General features: G+C 58.5%; 19 protein-coding genes. 9 read left to right on the top strand and 10 right to left on the bottom strand.

Features of this window, described 5'->3' with window-relative positions; genetic code table 11:
* Positions 1-166: 166 nt before the first annotated feature.
* From QSK43_RS01850 to QSK43_RS01840, 3 genes are all read right to left on the bottom strand, one after another.
* Positions 167-1,039 carry an SDR family oxidoreductase gene (locus tag QSK43_RS01850; protein ID WP_332302084.1) on the bottom strand — a complete coding sequence of 291 codons (873 nt, stop codon included), beginning with the start codon at positions 1,037-1,039 and terminating at the stop codon, positions 167-169.
* Positions 1,040-1,042: 3 nt separating this feature from the next.
* Positions 1,043-2,194 carry a tRNA epoxyqueuosine(34) reductase QueG gene (queG, locus tag QSK43_RS01845; RefSeq protein ID WP_332302233.1) on the bottom strand — a complete coding sequence of 384 codons (1,152 nt, stop codon included), beginning with the start codon at positions 2,192-2,194 and terminating at the stop codon, positions 1,043-1,045.
* Positions 2,195-2,273: 79 nt separating this feature from the next.
* Positions 2,274-2,966, bottom strand: coding sequence for a glutathione S-transferase family protein (locus tag QSK43_RS01840; protein WP_045018274.1), 693 nt, complete (start codon positions 2,964-2,966; stop codon positions 2,274-2,276).
* Positions 2,967-3,124: 158 nt separating this feature from the next.
* On the opposite strand from QSK43_RS01840, the gene QSK43_RS01835 reads away from it, so the two are divergent.
* On the top strand, positions 3,125-3,931 hold the full coding sequence (locus QSK43_RS01835; protein ID WP_332302083.1) for an undecaprenyl-diphosphate phosphatase: 807 nt from the start codon (positions 3,125-3,127) through the stop codon (positions 3,929-3,931).
* A gap of 607 nt (positions 3,932-4,538) precedes the next feature.
* Here the strand turns inward: QSK43_RS01835 and QSK43_RS01830 are convergent.
* The 6 genes from QSK43_RS01830 to dnaN form a co-directional block, all read right to left on the bottom strand.
* Positions 4,539-5,519: a complex I NDUFA9 subunit family protein gene (locus tag QSK43_RS01830; RefSeq protein ID WP_332302082.1), complete on the bottom strand. Its 981-nt coding sequence runs from the start codon at positions 5,517-5,519 to the stop codon at positions 4,539-4,541.
* A 133-nt stretch (positions 5,520-5,652) separates the two neighbouring features.
* Positions 5,653-5,940, bottom strand: coding sequence for a DUF1330 domain-containing protein (locus QSK43_RS01825; protein WP_045018281.1), 288 nt, complete (start codon positions 5,938-5,940; stop codon positions 5,653-5,655).
* A 21-nt stretch (positions 5,941-5,961) separates the two neighbouring features.
* On the bottom strand, positions 5,962-6,669 hold the full coding sequence (pyrF, locus tag QSK43_RS01820) for an orotidine-5'-phosphate decarboxylase (protein WP_045018283.1): 708 nt from the start codon (positions 6,667-6,669) through the stop codon (positions 5,962-5,964).
* A gap of 4 nt (positions 6,670-6,673) precedes the next feature.
* Entirely contained in the window at positions 6,674-7,270 is a 597-nt protein-coding gene (locus QSK43_RS01815; RefSeq protein ID WP_332302081.1) for a histidine phosphatase family protein, read from the bottom strand.
* A gap of 92 nt (positions 7,271-7,362) precedes the next feature.
* Positions 7,363-7,956, bottom strand: a complete 594-nt coding sequence (pmtA, locus tag QSK43_RS01810) for a phospholipid N-methyltransferase PmtA (protein ID WP_045018287.1) — start codon at positions 7,954-7,956, stop codon at positions 7,363-7,365.
* 192 nt (positions 7,957-8,148) lie between these two features.
* The gene (dnaN, locus tag QSK43_RS01805; RefSeq protein ID WP_045018289.1) at positions 8,149-9,267 is read right to left on the bottom strand and encodes a DNA polymerase III subunit beta; all 1,119 of its coding nucleotides are present in this window, start codon (positions 9,265-9,267) and stop codon (positions 8,149-8,151) included.
* 268 nt (positions 9,268-9,535) lie between these two features.
* On the opposite strand from dnaN, the gene rsmI reads away from it, so the two are divergent.
* The 7 genes from rsmI (at position 9,536) to QSK43_RS01770 (ending at position 15,866) form a co-directional block, all read left to right on the top strand.
* A complete protein-coding gene (gene rsmI, locus QSK43_RS01800; RefSeq protein ID WP_332302080.1) occupies positions 9,536-10,477 on the top strand; it encodes a 16S rRNA (cytidine(1402)-2'-O)-methyltransferase in 942 nt (313 codons plus the stop codon).
* Positions 10,467-10,835, top strand: coding sequence for a YraN family protein (locus tag QSK43_RS01795; RefSeq protein WP_332302079.1), 369 nt, complete (start codon positions 10,467-10,469; stop codon positions 10,833-10,835). Before rsmI ends, QSK43_RS01795 begins: the two co-directional genes overlap by 11 nt.
* 14 nt (positions 10,836-10,849) lie before the next feature.
* On the top strand, positions 10,850-11,410 hold the full coding sequence (locus tag QSK43_RS01790) for a sugar O-acetyltransferase (protein WP_332302078.1): 561 nt from the start codon (positions 10,850-10,852) through the stop codon (positions 11,408-11,410).
* Positions 11,411-11,543: 133 nt separating this feature from the next.
* Positions 11,544-12,842, top strand: coding sequence for an extracellular solute-binding protein (locus QSK43_RS01785; RefSeq protein ID WP_332302077.1), 1,299 nt, complete (start codon positions 11,544-11,546; stop codon positions 12,840-12,842).
* A gap of 84 nt (positions 12,843-12,926) precedes the next feature.
* Positions 12,927-13,901: an ABC transporter permease subunit gene (locus tag QSK43_RS01780; RefSeq protein ID WP_200893616.1), complete on the top strand. Its 975-nt coding sequence runs from the start codon at positions 12,927-12,929 to the stop codon at positions 13,899-13,901.
* An 11-nt stretch (positions 13,902-13,912) separates the two neighbouring features.
* Positions 13,913-14,755, top strand: coding sequence for a sn-glycerol-3-phosphate ABC transporter permease UgpE (gene ugpE / locus QSK43_RS01775; RefSeq protein WP_332302076.1), 843 nt, complete (start codon positions 13,913-13,915; stop codon positions 14,753-14,755).
* A 10-nt stretch (positions 14,756-14,765) separates the two neighbouring features.
* Entirely contained in the window at positions 14,766-15,866 is a 1,101-nt protein-coding gene (locus QSK43_RS01770; RefSeq protein ID WP_045018301.1) for a sn-glycerol-3-phosphate import ATP-binding protein UgpC, read from the top strand.
* On the opposite strand, the gene QSK43_RS01765 is transcribed toward QSK43_RS01770, so the two are convergent.
* Positions 15,846-16,034, bottom strand: coding sequence for a hypothetical protein (locus QSK43_RS01765; protein ID WP_332302245.1), 189 nt, complete (start codon positions 16,032-16,034; stop codon positions 15,846-15,848). The genes QSK43_RS01770 and QSK43_RS01765 overlap by 21 nt on opposite strands.
* Here QSK43_RS01765 and QSK43_RS01760 point away from each other — a divergent pair.
* Positions 15,976-16,488, top strand: a complete 513-nt coding sequence (locus QSK43_RS01760) for a cupin domain-containing protein (protein WP_045018302.1) — start codon at positions 15,976-15,978, stop codon at positions 16,486-16,488. The two genes, QSK43_RS01765 and QSK43_RS01760, sit on opposite strands and share 59 nt — an antisense overlap.
* Positions 16,489-16,523: the final 35 nt, after the last annotated feature.

Below are 16,523 nucleotides of genomic sequence, written 5' to 3'. Positions count from 1 at the left end.
CTTCGTGAATCCACTTCACGGAATGTGAGTGAAATATTTTTCTAATGACTACGATTTTAGCGAATTTTGTTGGGTTAATAAAATCTTAATTGGCTAAAATGCGACGAAAACCATCCGCAAAACCGGGTTTGGAAGGATTTTTCATCGCTTTCCGTGAGGGGATTCCTCAGCCTCGCCAGAGACCGTTTTTCCACAATTGGGTCAGCGATATTTTATATTCCGGGAACCCGAAATCGAAGCCGAGACCACGGATTTTGGCGTTGGAAACGCGCTTGTTCTCACCATAGAAGGAGCGCGCCATCGGCGTCAGATCGGCGGCCTCGAATGCCTGTTCAGGCGGCGGTTCGACGCCCATCAGCGTGGCGGCGAAGCTCACCACATCCTGCGGTGGGCCGGGTTCGTCATCCGTCACATTGAAGATGCCGTCTTGGTTTTTACCTGCCAGGAAGGCCAGGGCCGCGCCGATATCCTCCACCCGGATGCGGTTGAACACCTGGTCTTTCTTCACCAGCCTTCGCGCAGTGCCCTTCTCGAAATTCATGAAGGCATTGCGTCCGGGGCCGTAAATTCCGGAAAGACGCATGATGGCAAGCGGCAGATCGGCCTTTTGAGCGGCTGCAGCCCAGGCGGTTTCGGCGACAACCCGCTCCATGGACCGGGCGGAGACCGGGCGGCACGGAGTTTCCTCATCCACCCATGCGCCGTCATGGTCGCCATAAACGCCGACGGTGGAGAGATAGGCCAGCCATTTGAGGTTGGGCAGGTGCTTTTTCAGATCGTCGCCCAGAAGCGCAAGCAGCGGATCGCCATCCTTGCCCGGTGCGATGGATTGCACGAGATGGGTGACATTGGCCATTGCGGCGACGAGATCATCATTGAGATGGGCGCCATCGAACAGCAACGGCGTCATGCCCGCCGCAGCCAGGCTTGCGAACTTGTCTTTACTGCGCGTGGTGCCTGATATCGTTGCGGCCTCGGTTTTCAGCGCGTTTGCGATGGCCTTGCCCGAATATCCCGCGCCGAAAATCATCACATGCATGGTTCACGCCTCTGCCAGTAGCCATTCCATTTCCGCCTCCGGATCAGGCTCCGGCGCGCGCCCGGCAGAGTATGTACGGAATTCGTCCCTGTCCATAAGCTGCGACAACGCCCATGCGGCCATGCCACGCACTTCCGGCGAAGGGTCTTTTTCAGCGAGAGATTTGCATTGCTCCACGAATTGCCGGTCGCCAGAGTTTCCCGCCGCGATCAGCACATTGCGGATGAACCGGTTGCGCCCGATGCGCTTGACCGGTGAACCGCTGAAGAAGCTGCGGAATGCAGCATCGTCCAGCGTCAGCAGGAAGGCGATGGAAGGTTCCTGCAAATCCTCGCGCGCCTGCAATTTCATCTCGGAGGCGCTGGCCGCGAACTTGTTCCAGGGGCAGGCGGCAAGACAATCGTCGCAGCCATAGATGCGGTTGCCGATCATCGGCCGGAACTCGTGCGGGATCGTGCCCTTGTGCTCGATGGTGAGGTAGGAGATGCAGCGGCGCGCATCGATCTGATAGGGGGTGGGGAAGGCGGCCGTCGGACAGGCATCGAGACAGGCGCGGCAGGAACCGCAATGGTCCCTCTCTGCCTCGTCCAGACAGAGTTCGGCGGTGGTGAACATGCTGCCGAGAAACAACCAGGAGCCATGGGTGCGGCTGACCAGATTGGTATGCTTGCCCTGCCAGCCGAGACCTGCGGCGGCGGCGAGCGGCTTCTCCATCACCGGCGCGGTATCGACGAAGACCTTCACATCCTCGCCGGCGCGAGCAGCAAAACGGGTGGCGATCTCCTTCAGCCGTCCTTTGATGACGTCGTGATAGTCGCGATTGCGGGCATAGACCGAAATGGCTGCCTTGTCCGGTTTGGAAAGTATCCCGCGCGGGTCTTCCTCAGGCCCGTAGTTCAACCCGAACATGACGATGGAGCGCACGTCGCCCCACAGCGTTTTCGGCTCGGCGCGACGGGCTTCCGTTTCCTCCATCCACGCCATCGTGCCGTGGTAACCCTTGTCGAGAAACTGCCTCAGCCGCTCCGGCGCAAGCGGAATGCTGTCCGGCGCGGTGATGCGGCAGAGATCGAAGCCGAGCGAAAGCGCTTCCTGACGAACAAAGTCCGTCAGTTTACGCGCGCGTATCCGCTGCTTTTCGCTGGCAACGTCGATGGTCGTTTCTCCTGCGGGTTACTCTGCGACATATATATGCGTAGCTACACGCCGCAGCAAATAACCGGGAGGCCGGAATTTAGAAATCCAGATCGGCGTAGTGGGAGGAGGGGGCAAGGCGCGGAATGCGCTCGCTGAGGAACGGCCGGAAGGACGGGCGTGATTTCAGCCGCTGGTACCATTCCTTGGCGATGGGCGCTTCGAGCCAGTTGATCTCGCCGAGATAGTCCAGCACCGAAACACCGGCGGCGGCGGCAAGGTCGGCATAGCTCAACCGGTCGCCGGCAAGCCAGGTGCGTGAACCCGCCAGCCATTCCAGATACTTGATGTGCTGACGAACATTATTGCGGGCGGTGCGCAGAAGCTTGGAATCCGGCGGTCCGCCACCCTGCGCGGCCGTCATCTGCAATTTATAGACCCGTTCCCGCACCAGCGGCCGTGTCACGTCGTTTTCCATCTTCTGCAGAAACCATTCCGTCAGGCGGCGGATTTCCGCCCGCTGAAACGGGTCTTCCGCCAGCAAGCGCCTGTCGCGCTTCAAAACCCCGTGCGTCTCGTCGAGAAACTCGGCAAGCACGTAGGGCCCGCTGAGGGATCGCATATTATCATCAAGATAGACCGGCAGGGTGCCCGCCGGGTTCAGCGCCAGAAACTCCCGCCTTCTTTCCCACGGCTGTTCCTCGACGAGATCGGTCTGGAACCCGTATTCCGAAAGGATCAGACGAACGAACCGGGATGCGGTCGACATCGGAGAATGATAGAGAGTTGGCATCGGTACTCAATTTTTACGATTGGTTGTCATGATCGGCATTTGCCGGAAAACTTTTTCAGTTTCGCTTCATCAAGACGCTATAAGAGCTTGGCTACTTTAAAACAAGTTTAACGCAATTGCTTTCCATTGCCGCTTCCCCCTGAAAAAAAGGATACCTCATGGGTGACCAATCGATCATCAGCGCGCTTCTGCTGGGCATCATCGAGGGTCTGACGGAGTTCATTCCCGTTTCCTCAACGGCGCACGTCCTGCTGGCCGGCCATTTCCTCGGCTTCAAATCGCCGGGCAACACCTTTGCCGTGCTCATCCAGCTCGGCGCGATCCTTGCGATCCTTCTTGTGTATTTTCAAAAGCTTGTATCGATCGCCACGGCAATGCCGACAAGCGCCAAGGCGCGCCGCTTCGTGCTGGCCGTCGCCGTCGCCTTCCTGCCGGCGGCAGTCATCGGCGCTCTGGCGCATGATTTCATCAAGACGGTGCTGTTCGAAACACCGATGCTCATTTGCGTCGTCTTGATTATCGGCGGAGTGATATTGCTCGCCGTCGACCGGATGCCGCTTAAACCGAAATATACCGACATTATGGATTACCCGCCGTCGCTTGCCTTCAAGATCGGCCTGTTCCAGTGCCTTGCGATGATTCCCGGCACCTCCCGGTCCGGCGCCACCATTGTTGGTGCGCTATTGATGGGCACGGACAAGCGCTCCGCCGCCGAATTCTCGTTTTTCCTGGCGATGCCGACCATGCTCGGCGCTTTTACCCTCGATCTCTACAAGAACCGGGATGCGCTGAGCTTCGATGATGGCGCGCTGATCGCCGTCGGTTTCATTGCCGCTTTTGTTTCCGGCCTTTTCGTCGTGCGCTCGCTGCTGGACTTCGTCTCGCGACGGGGCTTTGCACCCTTCGCCTGGTGGCGCATCGTCATCGGCTCGCTCGGTCTGGTGGCACTTCTGGTCTTCGGCTGAGCCGGTTTTAGAAATAGCCGCCCGTTTTCGATGGCCGGACTGAAATAAAAAAAAGCGCCCCGGAAAACCGGAGGCGCTTTTTCTTTGAAGCTTATGAAAGCTGATCAGTTCGCGCTGATCGAAGCCGTTGCGCAAGGGTCGACGCCGTAGGCGGGAGCGCAGCCGCTCTTGCCCGCTGCAACCGTTCCCGGCGCCATGAAAGAACCCGCCAGAACCACCAAAGCCGCACACGCAAAAAAGAGTGCGATAGATCTGCCCATTTTATGATTGCCTTTCAGACGTTCGTTCGCGCGGAACACGCCGCCGTGTGTGAAGTGAGGGTTCGGGATATGTTTGGAATGTGGCGAATATCAATAAAGCAGCTTCTTGAATACCGGGTTAATGCGAAGTCTTTTCCACAGTTGCGCTTGTGCCACGCTTGCATATGGAAACCAGACTGCCGTTAAATTTTACCCGGCTTACCAAAACAGCCCCGGTCGATGCCGCACTTCCCTTTCAGTTGAGGGAAAATGCGCTAATAGCGGATTGGTTGCAATTGGATTGTGCAAAAACAAAAAGCGGGAATCTTCCCGCTTTCGTTTAAATCGTTAAGGCCAGAAAAATGGGTTCAGGCCGCTTTTCCCGCATTGGCGAACTGGCCGTGCTGGCGATACTGCACCATGTAAGACGGCAGGACGGAGGCGACGCGAACGGGTGCGATGCCGATGCCTTCCAGCGTCATGCCATTCTTTTCTGCGTCAGCGGAAACGATATTGTCCTTTTTCAGCATCGTCACCTGATCGACCGTCAACGGCGGCGTAATCAACGGCACCAGCGAAGCGATCTTGCCGATCATTGAGGCGACGCCAAAAGGCAGATTGACGAAGGGGCGCTGACGGTAGGTCGCGGCAAGAACCGCCTCGAGACAGTCGCGGAACGTCATCACATCCTGGCCGCCGAGTTCATAGATCGCGCCGGGCTTCAGCTTGCCGTCGACGCTGCGGGCCACAGCTTCTGCGACATCCTCGACATAGACCGGCTGGAACTTCGTTTTTCCGCCGCCGATCAACGGCAGGAACGGCAGGCTGCGGGCCATCTTGGCGAATTTGTTGAAGAAATCGTCTTCCGGCCCAAAAATGATCGACGGACGCAGGATCACAGCGCCGGGCAATGTGGAATGGATGGCGGCCTCGGCGCGGCCTTTGGTGCGGCCGTAACCGGTCGGCGAATTCGCCTCCGCACCGATGGCGGAGATGTGTGTCAGTGTGGCGCCGACGTCACGGGCAGCTTCGGCAATCGCCTTCGCGCCGAATTCCTGCACGGCGTCAAAGGTGTTGCGGCCACTTTCGGTGAGGATACCAACGCAATTGACCACATGATCGGCGCCTTCGACGGCTTTGACGACGGAAGCGCGATAACGCAGGTTCGCCTGGGCAAACGAGATCTGGCCGACATTGCCGAGCGGCTGCAGGAAGCCGGCAAGATCCGGGCGACGCACAGCCACGCGGATGCGGTAACCGCGCCTGGCGAGCATTCTCACGACATGCCGCCCGACAAAACCCGAACCGCCGAAAACGGTGACGAGGGGGGGAAGGTTGGCCAAAGTCATGGGAGGCTCCTCAGAAGCTGTGAATTAAGCGTTTTTCAGTCTCTTAGCCCAAAGCCGTGCGCGCGTGAAGAGACGTTGTAGCTGGGCTTCGGGCAAGTTTACGGCGCGGTTCCGGAAACCGCGTTGAAGATGATCAAATACCTTCAACAATCATCATATTGGCATCCGCGACTTCCTGACGGATTTTGGCGGCAGCCTGATATTCGGGCGAGTTGTAGCAATCGATGGCGTGCTGCACCGAGGGAAACTCGATAACGACGTTGCGGCCGCGTGCTTTGCCCTCCAGTTCAGTCACCGAGCCTCCCCGGGCCAGAAAATTGGCGCCGAAGCGTTCGAATGCAGGCTTCGCTGTCGTAACGTAGTCTTTGTAGCGCTCATTGTCGCGTACATCGACCTGAGCGATCCAGTACCCCTTGGCCATTTCGTTTCCTCCGATTGGTCTTTATTGGTTTGCCGGAAAGCTGGCGCGCAGCATGTCATCAAGAATGGCGCGGGCAGCCGCTTTCGGGTCTTCCGCCCTGACGATCGGGCGGGCGACGACCAGATGGCTCGAACCGGCCCTGATGGCGTCGAAAGGCGTCATCACACGCTTCTGATCGCCGGCCTCGGAACCGGCCGGGCGGATGCCCGGGGTGACGACGGCAAGATCGGGACCAAGGATTTCACGCACCGCCGTCGATTCCTCCGCCGAACAGACGATGCCGCCCATGCCCGCCTCGCGCGCCTGTTCCGCACGGCGCAGCACCAGCGAACGGGCATCGGAGGCGTAACCGGCCTCGGCAAGATCGGCGTCGTCCATCGAGGTCAGCACCGTGACGCCCAGCAGGCAGAGACCGGAACCTTCGGCTGCCTTGACTGCGGCGCGCATGGCTTTGGGATAGGCGTGCAGGGTCAGCATCGACATGCCCATGCGAGCAATGTTTTCGACGCCGGAGGCGACGGTGTTGTCGATGTCGAGCAGCTTCATGTCGAGAAAGACCTTCTTGCCGCTCTGGACAAGGTCGCGGGCGAATTCAAGACCGCCAGCGAAAACCAGCTGATAACCGATCTTGTAGAACAGAACGTCGTCGCCGATTTTCGACACGATGTCTTCAGCCTGCTGCACAGTCGGAACATCCAGCCCGACGATCAGTTTTTCGCGTGCGGTCATTGTCTCATCCCTGCCATGTTTCCATTGCCGTCCAGTCGCATGTGGGGCGCTGAGCCGCAAGTAAAAATTCGGCGATGGAAAACCGGAAAAGGTTGCCGCCGCCGGGCGGCTGGTCTCTGCTGCGGTTGATGCCGAGCCCTTCGATATGGCATTTCAAAAGCGTACCCACGCCACCATGGCCGACAAAGGCGATCGGCTGTTGCGGATCGTGCCAGTCGAGAACGGCTTTGGCGGCCCCTACGATCCTTGCCTGCGCATCGATCGCCCGTTCCCAGCCGTGAAAGCTTTCCTGCGGGTGTGCGAAGAACCAGTCCGCCGCCTTTTCGAATTCCGGCGGCGTCAGGAAGCCCGTGGCAGACCGGTCGTTTTCGTGCATCGCCTCGACGATCTCTATTTCCGCGCCGGATGTTTCGGCAAGAATGCGGGCGGTTTCGATCGCCTTGGTTTCCGCGCTTGAAACGATCCGCCGTAACGCCTTGGCCCAGGGCAGGCGGCTCGCCTCACGCGCCCGCTGCGCGCCCACATCAGAAAGTCCCCATTGAGGAACCGGAACCGCCGGATCGATCCTGACCTGGGGATGGGTGATATAGAGCGCATGCATGAAAAACGGTCCTCAATGGCGATGGAAAGGGTAAATCAAGACCCTAACCATCTGTCACGACCGGGAAATGACGACATCCGCACTGCCGAACATCAGGCCCGCGTATAGGTCCACAATTGCGCCGGCGGAATGTTGCGCACGATGAAATCGAAATGGCGGATATGATAGAGATGCGGCTGCGCGACGATGGGCGAAATGGGGCCGTAGGAAATCTGTATGACAGGGCGGCCGTGCGGCACGCGCTTCAGCAATTCGTCGAAAAGCTTTATACGGGCGGCCATGGGGAAATTCAGCATCGGCACGGCGGAGATGATACTATCGAACATCTGGCCCTTGTGCTCGCCAAGCGTCGCATCGAGATCGAAAGCGTCGCCATTGATGAAGTTGACGCCCGGATAGTTTCTGAGCAGCTGATTGTAGAAGTCGGTCGAATATTCGATGGCGGTCAGGTTTTCGGGCTTGATGCCCCGCGCTAGAATGGCCTTGGTGATGACGCCCGTTCCGGGGCCCAGTTCGAGAACGGGAAGACCTGAATGGGGATTGATGACACTCGCCATTTTCTTCGCCGTGATGGACGATGTGGGGACGATAGCCCCGACTTTTTTTGGCTGGCTGACCATGCCCTTGAAAAAACGAATTTCTTCCTCGAACTTCTGTTCAAGGCGTTGCTTCAGGTTAAGTGCCATAATTCCCCTCAGATGTATTTGGTCATTGTCAAAAAATTGTTACGCAATGTTGATCCCATTTGGCGCAAAAACAAGGCAAAATGTCGTAACTGGAAAAATTCGCCTGCGGTTTGAAATGCCTTCTTAGCAGAATCAAAAAAGCCGGTGACTCGATCCACCGGCTTTCTTGATGAAATTGAGAAAAATCCCGCTTCAAACGCGCATCGGCATCAAAACATAAAGCGCATCGTCGCCGGCAGTGTCGCGAACGAGCGTCGGCGAGCCTGCATCCGCCAGCAGGAAAATCGCGTCTTCACCGGAAAGCTGCGAGGTGATGTCGAGGAGATATTTGGCATTGAAGCCGATTTCCATCGAATCATTGTCGTAACCGACAGCCACTTCTTCCGTCGCGCTGCCTGAATCCGGATTGTTGACGGTCAGCGTCAACTGGCCGTTGGTCAGCGCCAGCTTCACGGCGCGGCCGCGCTCGGAAGAAATGGTCGATACGCGGTCGACGGCCCGTGCGAAGGTCTGGCAATCGACGCGCATTTCCTTGTCGTTGCCCGTGGGGATCACGCGCTGGTAGTCCGGGAAGGTGCCGTCGATCAGCTTCGAGGTCAAAACGACCGAGCCGATGGTCAGGCGAATTTTCGCATCCGACACCTCGACGGTAACTTCCAGTTCCGGATTATCCATCAGCTTCTGCAATTCGCCGACCGTCTTGCGCGGAATGATGATGCCCGGCATGCCTTCGGAGCCGGCGGGCGCATCCACATCGGCGCGTGCCAGACGGTGACCGTCCGTCGCGACCGCGCGCAGCTTCAGCTCGCCATTGCTTTCAATGGTGTGGAAGAAGATGCCGTTCAGGTAATAACGGGTCTCTTCGGTCGAAATCGCAAATTGCGTCCGGTCGATCAGCATCTTCAGGTCGGTCGCCTTCAGTTTGAAGGTGTGGCTGAAGGTGCCGGCGGTCAGATCCGGGAAATCGGTTTCCGGCAGGCATTGCAGCGAGAATTTCGAACGGCCGGAGGCCACCGTCATCGAAGAGCCGTCCGGGTTGGTTGCCAGAAGCACTTCGGAACCATCAGGCAGCTTGCGCACGATTTCATAAAGCAGGTGTGCCGGCACGGTGGTCGCGCCTGCCTGCTCCACCATGGCCGGTGTCGCCTCGGTGATTTCGAGATCGAGGTCGGTCGCCTTCATGTCCAGATTGGCGCCGGATGCGCGAAGCAGAACGTTGGACAGGATCGGGATCGTGTTGCGACGCTCTACGACCCTGTGGACGTGGTTCAGCGATTTAAGAAGGTTCGACCGTTCAAGAGTAATACGCATGGACGCTACCGCTTTCAACCGTTGCGAGCCGGCCACCGCCGGATCGATAAAGAAGAGTCTTGACCGGCCGGAAAGCCGGATAATGTGGACGGGCAAAATGGCAGAGTTATTGCAGAAAATGCAAGAGCCGAGTTCATCGGCTACCGGTCATTTTGCTGCTATACAGCATGATCCACAGGCTATGGCCACCCGTGGACCTTGTTCGCCGGTTTTCTATTGCCCATAAAGAGGCGAAAATGGAGCGACCGGCCGGAAATGATCGGCCAGAATGATTGGAAGCCGTGTGACGGAAGAAATATCGAACAGCGATGACAGACCGGCAGCAAAGAGCTTCAGGATCGGCACCGCCGCTATTCCGGCGCGGCCGCTGGAGCCGGCGCTTTATCTTGTCGCCACCCCCATCGGCAATCTGGGCGACATCACCATCCGCGCGCTGGAAACGCTGGCCTCGGCCGATGTTCTCGCCTGCGAGGATACCCGCGTCACCCGCATCCTGCTCGAACGTTACGGTATCCGCACGCGCCCGCTCTCCTATCACGAGCATAATGCCCAGGAAGCGGGGCCGAAGCTCATCGCCGCCCTGGAGGCTGGGAAATCCGTAGCGCTGGTGTCGGATGCCGGAACGCCGCTGGTCTCCGATCCCGGTTATCGTCTCGGTCAGCTCGCACTCGAGGCCGGGCATCGCGTCGTGCCGGTGCCGGGGGCTTCGGCGCCGCTTGCGGCCCTTGTCGGAGCGGGTTTGCCGAGTGATGCCTTTCTGTTCGCGGGTTTCCTGCCGGTGAAGGATCGTGGCAAACGAGACCGTTTTGCCGAACTTGCGAAAATCCCCGCCACCCTGATCTTTTTTGAATCGCCGCGCCGCATCGGCACTTCCCTCAAGGTTGCGTCGGAAGTGCTCGGCCGCGACCGCCGTGCCGTGGTTTGCCGCGAACTGACCAAGACCTTCGAGGAGTTCCGACGTGGCACGCTGGGCGAACTTGCGGATCATTACGACGGGGACCGCGTGGTGAAGGGCGAGATCGTGCTCCTGATAGAGCCGCCTTCCTATGACGAAATTCCCGATATCGAGGATGTCGAGAGGCTCCTGAAGGATCTCGTCACAACGATGCCTGCCGCGAAGGCCGCGGCCGAGGCGGCAAAGCTGACCGGCCTGCCACGCAAGGAGCTTTACCAACGGCTGCTGGATATGAAGGACACGAATGGCCGCTGACGGGCAAACGGACAAAAGGCGAAAGGCCGAGCGACGCGGCCACACTGCGGAATATTGGGCAGCGCTCTATCTGCTGTTTCGGGGATACCGCATCCTCGCCATTCGTTATCGCACCCGACTGGGGGAAATCGATCTCATCGCCCGCAAAAAGGATGTCGTCGCCATCATCGAGGTCAAGGCGCGGTCTTCCGGTGTCGGGGCCGTCGACGCGGTCGGGTTTCGTTCGCAACAGCGTATCCGCGCCGCCGCCGATATTTGGCTCTCCCGCCGCAGGGATGCGGCACGGTTTTCGTTGCGTTTCGATATTGTCGCCGTTCTGCCGCGACGTCTGCCGCAGCATTTCATTGACGCGTTTTGAGGGAGGGTAAGCCAATGTCCACCGAGCGGGAAAAAATGGCCGCGGGCGAATGGTACTGCTGCATGGATGCCGAACTGGACGTGCTGCGAGGACGCGCCCGCCGGGCCGTTCACCAGCACAACACCCTATCGCCGGACGAGCGCGGGGCCATGGCGCCGCTGCTGCGGGCGCTCTTTGCCTCGGTGGCGGAAGGGGCATTTGTCGAAGCGTCGTTTCATTGCGCTTACGGCTTCAACATTACATTGGGCACAAATGTCTATCTCAATACCGGCTGCGTCATTCTCGATTCCGCGTCCGTGCGGATAGGGGACGGCGCGATGTTGGGGCCGGCGGTGCAGATCTATTGTGCCGAACACCATCTGGACCCGGTTCCGCGTTCAAAAGGCATTGAAATGGCAAAACCGGTGACGATCGGTCGCGACGTGTGGATCGGCGGCGGAGCGATACTTTTGGCGGGAGTAACAGTTGGCGACGGCGCGATCGTCGGCGCCGGTTCTGTGGTGACGCGGGATGTCTTGGCTGGAGCGACGGTGGTCGGAAATCCGGCCCGTCCGATAAAGCGGAAGGACGCTTGAGACATCCATTTTTGGAAGAACGGAGCCTGTCTCGCCGGTACTGTAATAAATCTGACATGGAACTGTTAAAGAGACGTCATGGAACGTCTCTATTCGCATCCTCACCCCAATAAATGGTGGAGAGGATTTAGTAATGTTGAAGAAGATTTCCATGGCCGCAGTGGCCGTCAGCATTTCGGCAACGTCTTCTATGGCAGCGACCAACATCACTTGGTGGCATGGCATGGGCGGCCGTAACGGCGAAGTCATCAACGAAGTTTCGCAGAAGTTCAATGAAGCCCAGAAGGAATGCGCTCTGACGCCGGTTTCCAAGGGCTCCTACGAAGAAGCTCTGGCAAGCGGCATCGCTGCCTTCCGCTCGGGCGAACAGCCTAACATTCTCCAGGTTTTCGATGCCGGTGCTGCCACCATCATCAACGCCAAGGGCGCTGTCATTCCTGCGGAAGACCTCATCAACAAGGCCGGTTACAAGTTCAACCGCGAAGCCTTCATCAACGGCGTGCGTTATTTCTACGCTGCCGCTGATGGCAAGTTCGTCGGCATGCCGTTCAACACCTCCGCACCGATCATGTATGTCAACGACGAAGCCCTGAAAAAGGCCGGCGTCGAGGCACCGAAGACCTGGGAAGATTTCGAAAAGGTTGCGCCGAAGCTGAAGGAAGCCGGTTACATCCCGCTCGTCCAGTCGCAGCTCACCTGGCAGTTCACGGAGAACTTCTTCTCCCGCAACAACATCCAGTTCGCCAGCAACAACAATGGTTACGACAGCGTCACCGACACCAAGCTCAAGCTTACCGACCCGAACCTCGTCATGATGTTCGACAAGCTGAAGGACTGGAAGGACAAGGGCCTGTTCGCCTATTACGGCGCCGGCTGGAACGACAACCAGAAGCCTTTCGAAGAAGGCAAGGTTGCATTCTGGATCGGTTCGTCGGGTTCGTTCGGCGGCCTGCAGAAGACTGCGGCCATGCCGTTCTCCGCAACCTTCCTTCCTTACTGGGGCTCCATCAAGGGTGCAGGCACCAACTCCTTCATCGGCGGTGCTGCCCTCTTCGCAATGTCGGGCAAGTCCGAAGCCGAAAACAAGTGCGTGGCCGACTTCTTCCAGTTCCTGACCTCGCCGGAAATCCAGGTCTTCTACCACAAGGCTACCGGTTACGTCGCGATCACCAAGGCCGCCTACGAAAAGGCCAAGGCTGAAGGCTTCTACAAGGAAAAGCCGGTCGCCGAAGTCGGCATCCAGCAGCTGTCGCTGCCGTCTGGCGAATGGTCCAAGGGTTATCGCCTCGGCTTCTACCCACAAATCCGCGCCGTGATGGAACGTGAATACAACCGTATCTTCTCCGGTGAAGTTACGCCGAAGGACGCCTTCGACATCATCGAGAAGGAAGGCAACGACCTCCTCGCACGTTTCGCCAAGACGGCCGGCTGATCGCCGGTTTCGAAACCAGAAATCGCTATTGAGCCTCCTTTCCGATGGAAGGGAGGCTCATTCTTGGATTAAGGAGGCGCAAGCGTGGCCTATACATCGTCTCAACCGCGTCTGACCCGGTTTTTGTCCGGTCGGGCCGCAAAGGCTGGAAAACCCGTCAGCGCCGCCGAAGCCGGCATGAAGCGCGTGCAATTCTCCTCGTCCTATGTGCCCTATCTGTTTCTGGCGCCTCAGCTCGCGGTGATTTTCATCTTCTTCTACTGGCCATCCATTCAGGCCGTGCAATCGTCGTTTTACATTGAAGACCCGTTCGGCTTCGGCGCTTCCTTCGTAGGCTTCGCCAATTATTCGGATGCGCTATTCAATCCGGAATATCTCAGCATCGCGAAATTCACGGTGGTTTTCACCGTTCTGGTGACCTTCTTTTCGCTGGCGCTTGGCCTTCTTCTTGCGGTCAAGGCCGATGCGGTCATTCGCGGCAGTTCGGCCTACAAAACAGTGCTGATTTCCATCTATGCCATCGCGCCGCCGGTTGCGGGCCTCATCGGCATGATGTTTTTCGACCAGCATATCGGACCCTTCGTCAGGATGGCCGCGATGCTCGGTTGGGATATGAAGGTCGGCCTCAATTATTTCGACACCGCCTTCGCCATGGTGGTCGTCGCCGTCTGGAAGCAGATTCCTTATAATTTCATCTTCTTCCTGTCCGGGCTTCAGGGCGTCTCCGTCGCCGTGCGTGAAGCCGCCGCCATCGATTGCCGCTCCGGCTTTCGCCGGTTCTGGACAGTCATCATGCCGCTTCTGGCACCCACCGCCTTCTTCCTGCTCATCATCAACATCACCTATGCCCTGTTCGATACGTTCGGGGTCATCGACGTGATGGTGAAGGACAAGGCGGCCAACAATCCGATTACGCTGGTCTACAAGGTGTTTCTCGACGGTTTCCGCGGCAATGACATCGGCGGTTCTTCGGCCCAGTCCGTCATCCTGATGCTGGTCGTCTTCGTCCTGACCGTCATCCAGTTCCGCTTCATCGAAAAACGCATCCACTACAATTGAGGGAAAAGACGATGTACAAGACAAAACCCCTCGATCATCTGGTGCTGATCATCGGTGCGCTGTTCCTGATATTGCCTGTTATCGTGGCATTCATGACGTCCACCCATACGGCGGCGGAAATCCACCGCAGCGGTTTGACACTCATTCCGGGCGACAATTTCGTCGAGACCTATGAAAAGGTCCTGACGCAGAAGGGCGGCTTTACCGGGCAGATCACCGGTCTCAACATGGTGCTCAACTCGCTGATCCTCGGCGTGGGCTTTGCCGTCGGCAAGATCGTCCTGTCGATGACGGCAGCCTATGCGATCGTCTATTTCCGCTTTAGGTTTGCGACGCTTGCCTTCTGGATTATCTTCACGACGCTGCTTCTGCCGCTCGAAGTGCGCATCATGCCGTCCTACGAGGTGATGAGCAAACTCGGCCTCCTGAATTCCTATACCGGCCTGATCGTGCCGCTTCTGGCGTCTGCAACGGGCACTTTCTATTTCCGGCAGTTCTTCAAATCCGTTCCGGAGGAATTGCTGGAAGCCGCCCGTATCGATGGGGCAGGGCCGGTCAAGTTCTTCATCGACATTCTCATCCCGCTTTCCCGCACCATGATGGCGGCGATCTTCATCATCATGTTCGTGTACGGCTGGAACCAGTATCTCTGGCCCATGCTGATGACGACGGATGAGAAATTCTTCACCCTGATGCGCGGCATCAAGTCGATCCTACAAGTCTGGGTCGGTTCGCAAATCCCCGATTACAACGAAGCTTTCGCGCTTGCCGTTCTGGCCATGCTGCCGCCTGTGATGATCGTCGTGATCTTCCAGCGCTGGTTCATCAAGGGCCTCACCGAAAGCGATAAATAAGGAGACCGAAATGGCCGCGATCGAAATCAGTCAGGTCTGCAAGGATTATCATGGCGGCGTGCGCGCTGTGCATCACGTCGATATCGACATCAGGGACGGCGAGTTTATCGTTCTGGTCGGTCCCTCCGGCTGCGGCAAGTCCACGCTTTTGCGCATGGTCGCCGGCCTTGAGGATATTTCCGAGGGCACGGTGAAGATCGGCGACCGGGTGGTCAACGAGACCGATCCCGCCGACCGGGATATCGCCATGGTGTTCCAGAATTATGCGCTTTATCCGCATATGTCGGTGCGCCAGAACCTGGAATACGGGCTGAAGAACCGCAAGACGCCGAAGGCGGAGATCGATGCGCGCGTGGCCGAGGCCGCCCGCATGCTGCAACTGGAACCCTATCTGGACCGCAGGCCGCGCGCCCTTTCCGGCGGCCAGCGCCAGCGTGTCGCCATGGGCCGCGCCATCGTGCGCAAACCGGCGGCCTTCCTGTTCGACGAGCCTTTGTCCAACCTTGATGCCAAGCTGCGCGTATCCATGCGCGGCGAGATCAAGCGTCTGCAAAAGCGCCTCGGCACCACCTCCATCTATGTCACCCATGACCAGCTGGAAGCGATGACGCTGGCTGACCGTCTGGTGGTGCTGAATGGCGGACGCATCGAACAGATCGGCGCGCCGCTCGAGGTCTATCACACCCCGGCTTCCACCTTTGTCGCAAGCTTCATCGGCTCTCCCGCCATGAATCTGCTGAACGCGGAACTGCATGGGGATTGCCTAGCAATCGGTCCTTCGCTGATCGCGCTCAACGGTTTCGCCCCTGCCTCCGGCCCGGTTACGGTGGGCATGCGGGCGGAAGATTTCCGGCTCGCGGCCGCAGACGAACAGGGCATTCCCCTGCGCATCGACTACATCGAGGAGCTTGGTTCGCAACGCCTCGTGCACGGCATGCACGGCGACCAGAACCTGACCGTGGCCTTTCCACCTGACGTGCAGGTTCCCGACGCGCTTTCGGTAACGATTTCGCCGGACAAGCTGCACTTCTTCTCCAGCGAGACCGGCAAGCGCATCGCCGGCAAAGCGGAGCAGGCCGTAGTGCAGCCCTCACAGATGGCGACCGCCTGAGCCATCGGAAAAAATCGGCGCGATGGCTAAAATTGCGCCGATTGTCAAAACCGCTTCGTTACGATCCCGATGATAGAAGACCTGCAATAATTCATGGGGGTTTTCTAATATGCCTTTAAAGATGATGTTCGCGGCGGCGGCAACCATGGCGATCCGCACGGTGCCCATGTTGCCGGCCTCTTTTCGCCGTGCAAAAGACGAGGCCGTCGTCAGCGCATCCTGCACGGATTTGCGGCTTCAACCCGCGCCCATCAACCCGGACTGGATCATTTCCGGCGACCCTCAGGCGCGCGCGGCGGATCATTCCAGAAGCGGCGACCGCGCCTCCAGCACCGCCATGTGGGACTGCACGGCGGGTGAGTTCCGCTGGTTCTTCGGCTGGGACGAGACCGTCTATATTCTCGAGGGCGAGGTGCATGTGACGGCGGAAGACGGTTCGGTCAGCATCCTGCGGGTCGGCGATGTCGCTTATTTCCGCGCGGGAACATGGGCCACCTGGCGGGTGGATGAATATGTCCGCAAGGTCGCCTTCATGCGCCGTCCTTTCCCCACGGCTCTGGCTCTGGCCTATCGGGTCAAGAACAAGCTGTTTGCCGGTCGTTCCTATAAGCTGGCGGCCTGAACCGGTAAAACACTCTGGCAGGTGGGGTCAGCGCA

The organism is Rhizobium sp. GR12, from assembly GCF_036596185.1.
GTDB lineage: Bacteria > Pseudomonadota > Alphaproteobacteria > Rhizobiales > Rhizobiaceae > Agrobacterium > Agrobacterium nepotum.
The sequence above is the reverse complement of the archived record's forward strand: the minus strand, read 5'-3'. Positions and strand labels throughout refer to the sequence as shown.

What these genes read in the sequence shown, in the direction of transcription:
- QSK43_RS01850 (WP_332302084.1), bottom strand. Translation starts at nt 1,039, where the DNA reads ATGCATGTGATGATTTTCGGCGCGGGATATTCGGGCAAGGCCATCGCA.
- QSK43_RS01840 (WP_045018274.1), bottom strand. Translation starts at nt 2,966, where the DNA reads ATGCCAACTCTCTATCATTCTCCGATGTCGACCGCATCCCGGTTCGTT.
- QSK43_RS01835 (WP_332302083.1), top strand. Translation starts at nt 3,125, where the DNA reads ATGGGTGACCAATCGATCATCAGCGCGCTTCTGCTGGGCATCATCGAG.
- QSK43_RS01830 (WP_332302082.1), bottom strand. Translation starts at nt 5,519, where the DNA reads ATGACTTTGGCCAACCTTCCCCCCCTCGTCACCGTTTTCGGCGGTTCG.
- QSK43_RS01825 (WP_045018281.1), bottom strand. Translation starts at nt 5,940, where the DNA reads ATGGCCAAGGGGTACTGGATCGCTCAGGTCGATGTACGCGACAATGAG.
- pyrF (WP_045018283.1), bottom strand. Translation starts at nt 6,669, where the DNA reads ATGACCGCACGCGAAAAACTGATCGTCGGGCTGGATGTTCCGACTGTG.
- QSK43_RS01815 (WP_332302081.1), bottom strand. Translation starts at nt 7,270, where the DNA reads ATGCATGCGCTCTATATCACCCATCCCCAGGTCAGGATCGATCCGGCG.
- pmtA (WP_045018287.1), bottom strand. Translation starts at nt 7,956, where the DNA reads ATGGCACTTAACCTGAAGCAACGCCTTGAACAGAAGTTCGAGGAAGAA.
- dnaN (WP_045018289.1), bottom strand. Translation starts at nt 9,267, where the DNA reads ATGCGTATTACTCTTGAACGGTCGAACCTTCTTAAATCGCTGAACCAC.
- rsmI (WP_332302080.1), top strand. Translation starts at nt 9,536, where the DNA reads ATGATTGGAAGCCGTGTGACGGAAGAAATATCGAACAGCGATGACAGA.
- QSK43_RS01795 (WP_332302079.1), top strand. Translation starts at nt 10,467, where the DNA reads ATGGCCGCTGACGGGCAAACGGACAAAAGGCGAAAGGCCGAGCGACGC.
- QSK43_RS01790 (WP_332302078.1), top strand. Translation starts at nt 10,850, where the DNA reads ATGTCCACCGAGCGGGAAAAAATGGCCGCGGGCGAATGGTACTGCTGC.
- QSK43_RS01785 (WP_332302077.1), top strand. Translation starts at nt 11,544, where the DNA reads ATGTTGAAGAAGATTTCCATGGCCGCAGTGGCCGTCAGCATTTCGGCA.
- ugpE (WP_332302076.1), top strand. Translation starts at nt 13,913, where the DNA reads ATGTACAAGACAAAACCCCTCGATCATCTGGTGCTGATCATCGGTGCG.
- QSK43_RS01770 (WP_045018301.1), top strand. Translation starts at nt 14,766, where the DNA reads ATGGCCGCGATCGAAATCAGTCAGGTCTGCAAGGATTATCATGGCGGC.
- QSK43_RS01760 (WP_045018302.1), top strand. Translation starts at nt 15,976, where the DNA reads ATGCCTTTAAAGATGATGTTCGCGGCGGCGGCAACCATGGCGATCCGC.
- QSK43_RS01765 (WP_332302245.1), bottom strand. Translation starts at nt 16,034, where the DNA reads ATGGGCACCGTGCGGATCGCCATGGTTGCCGCCGCCGCGAACATCATC.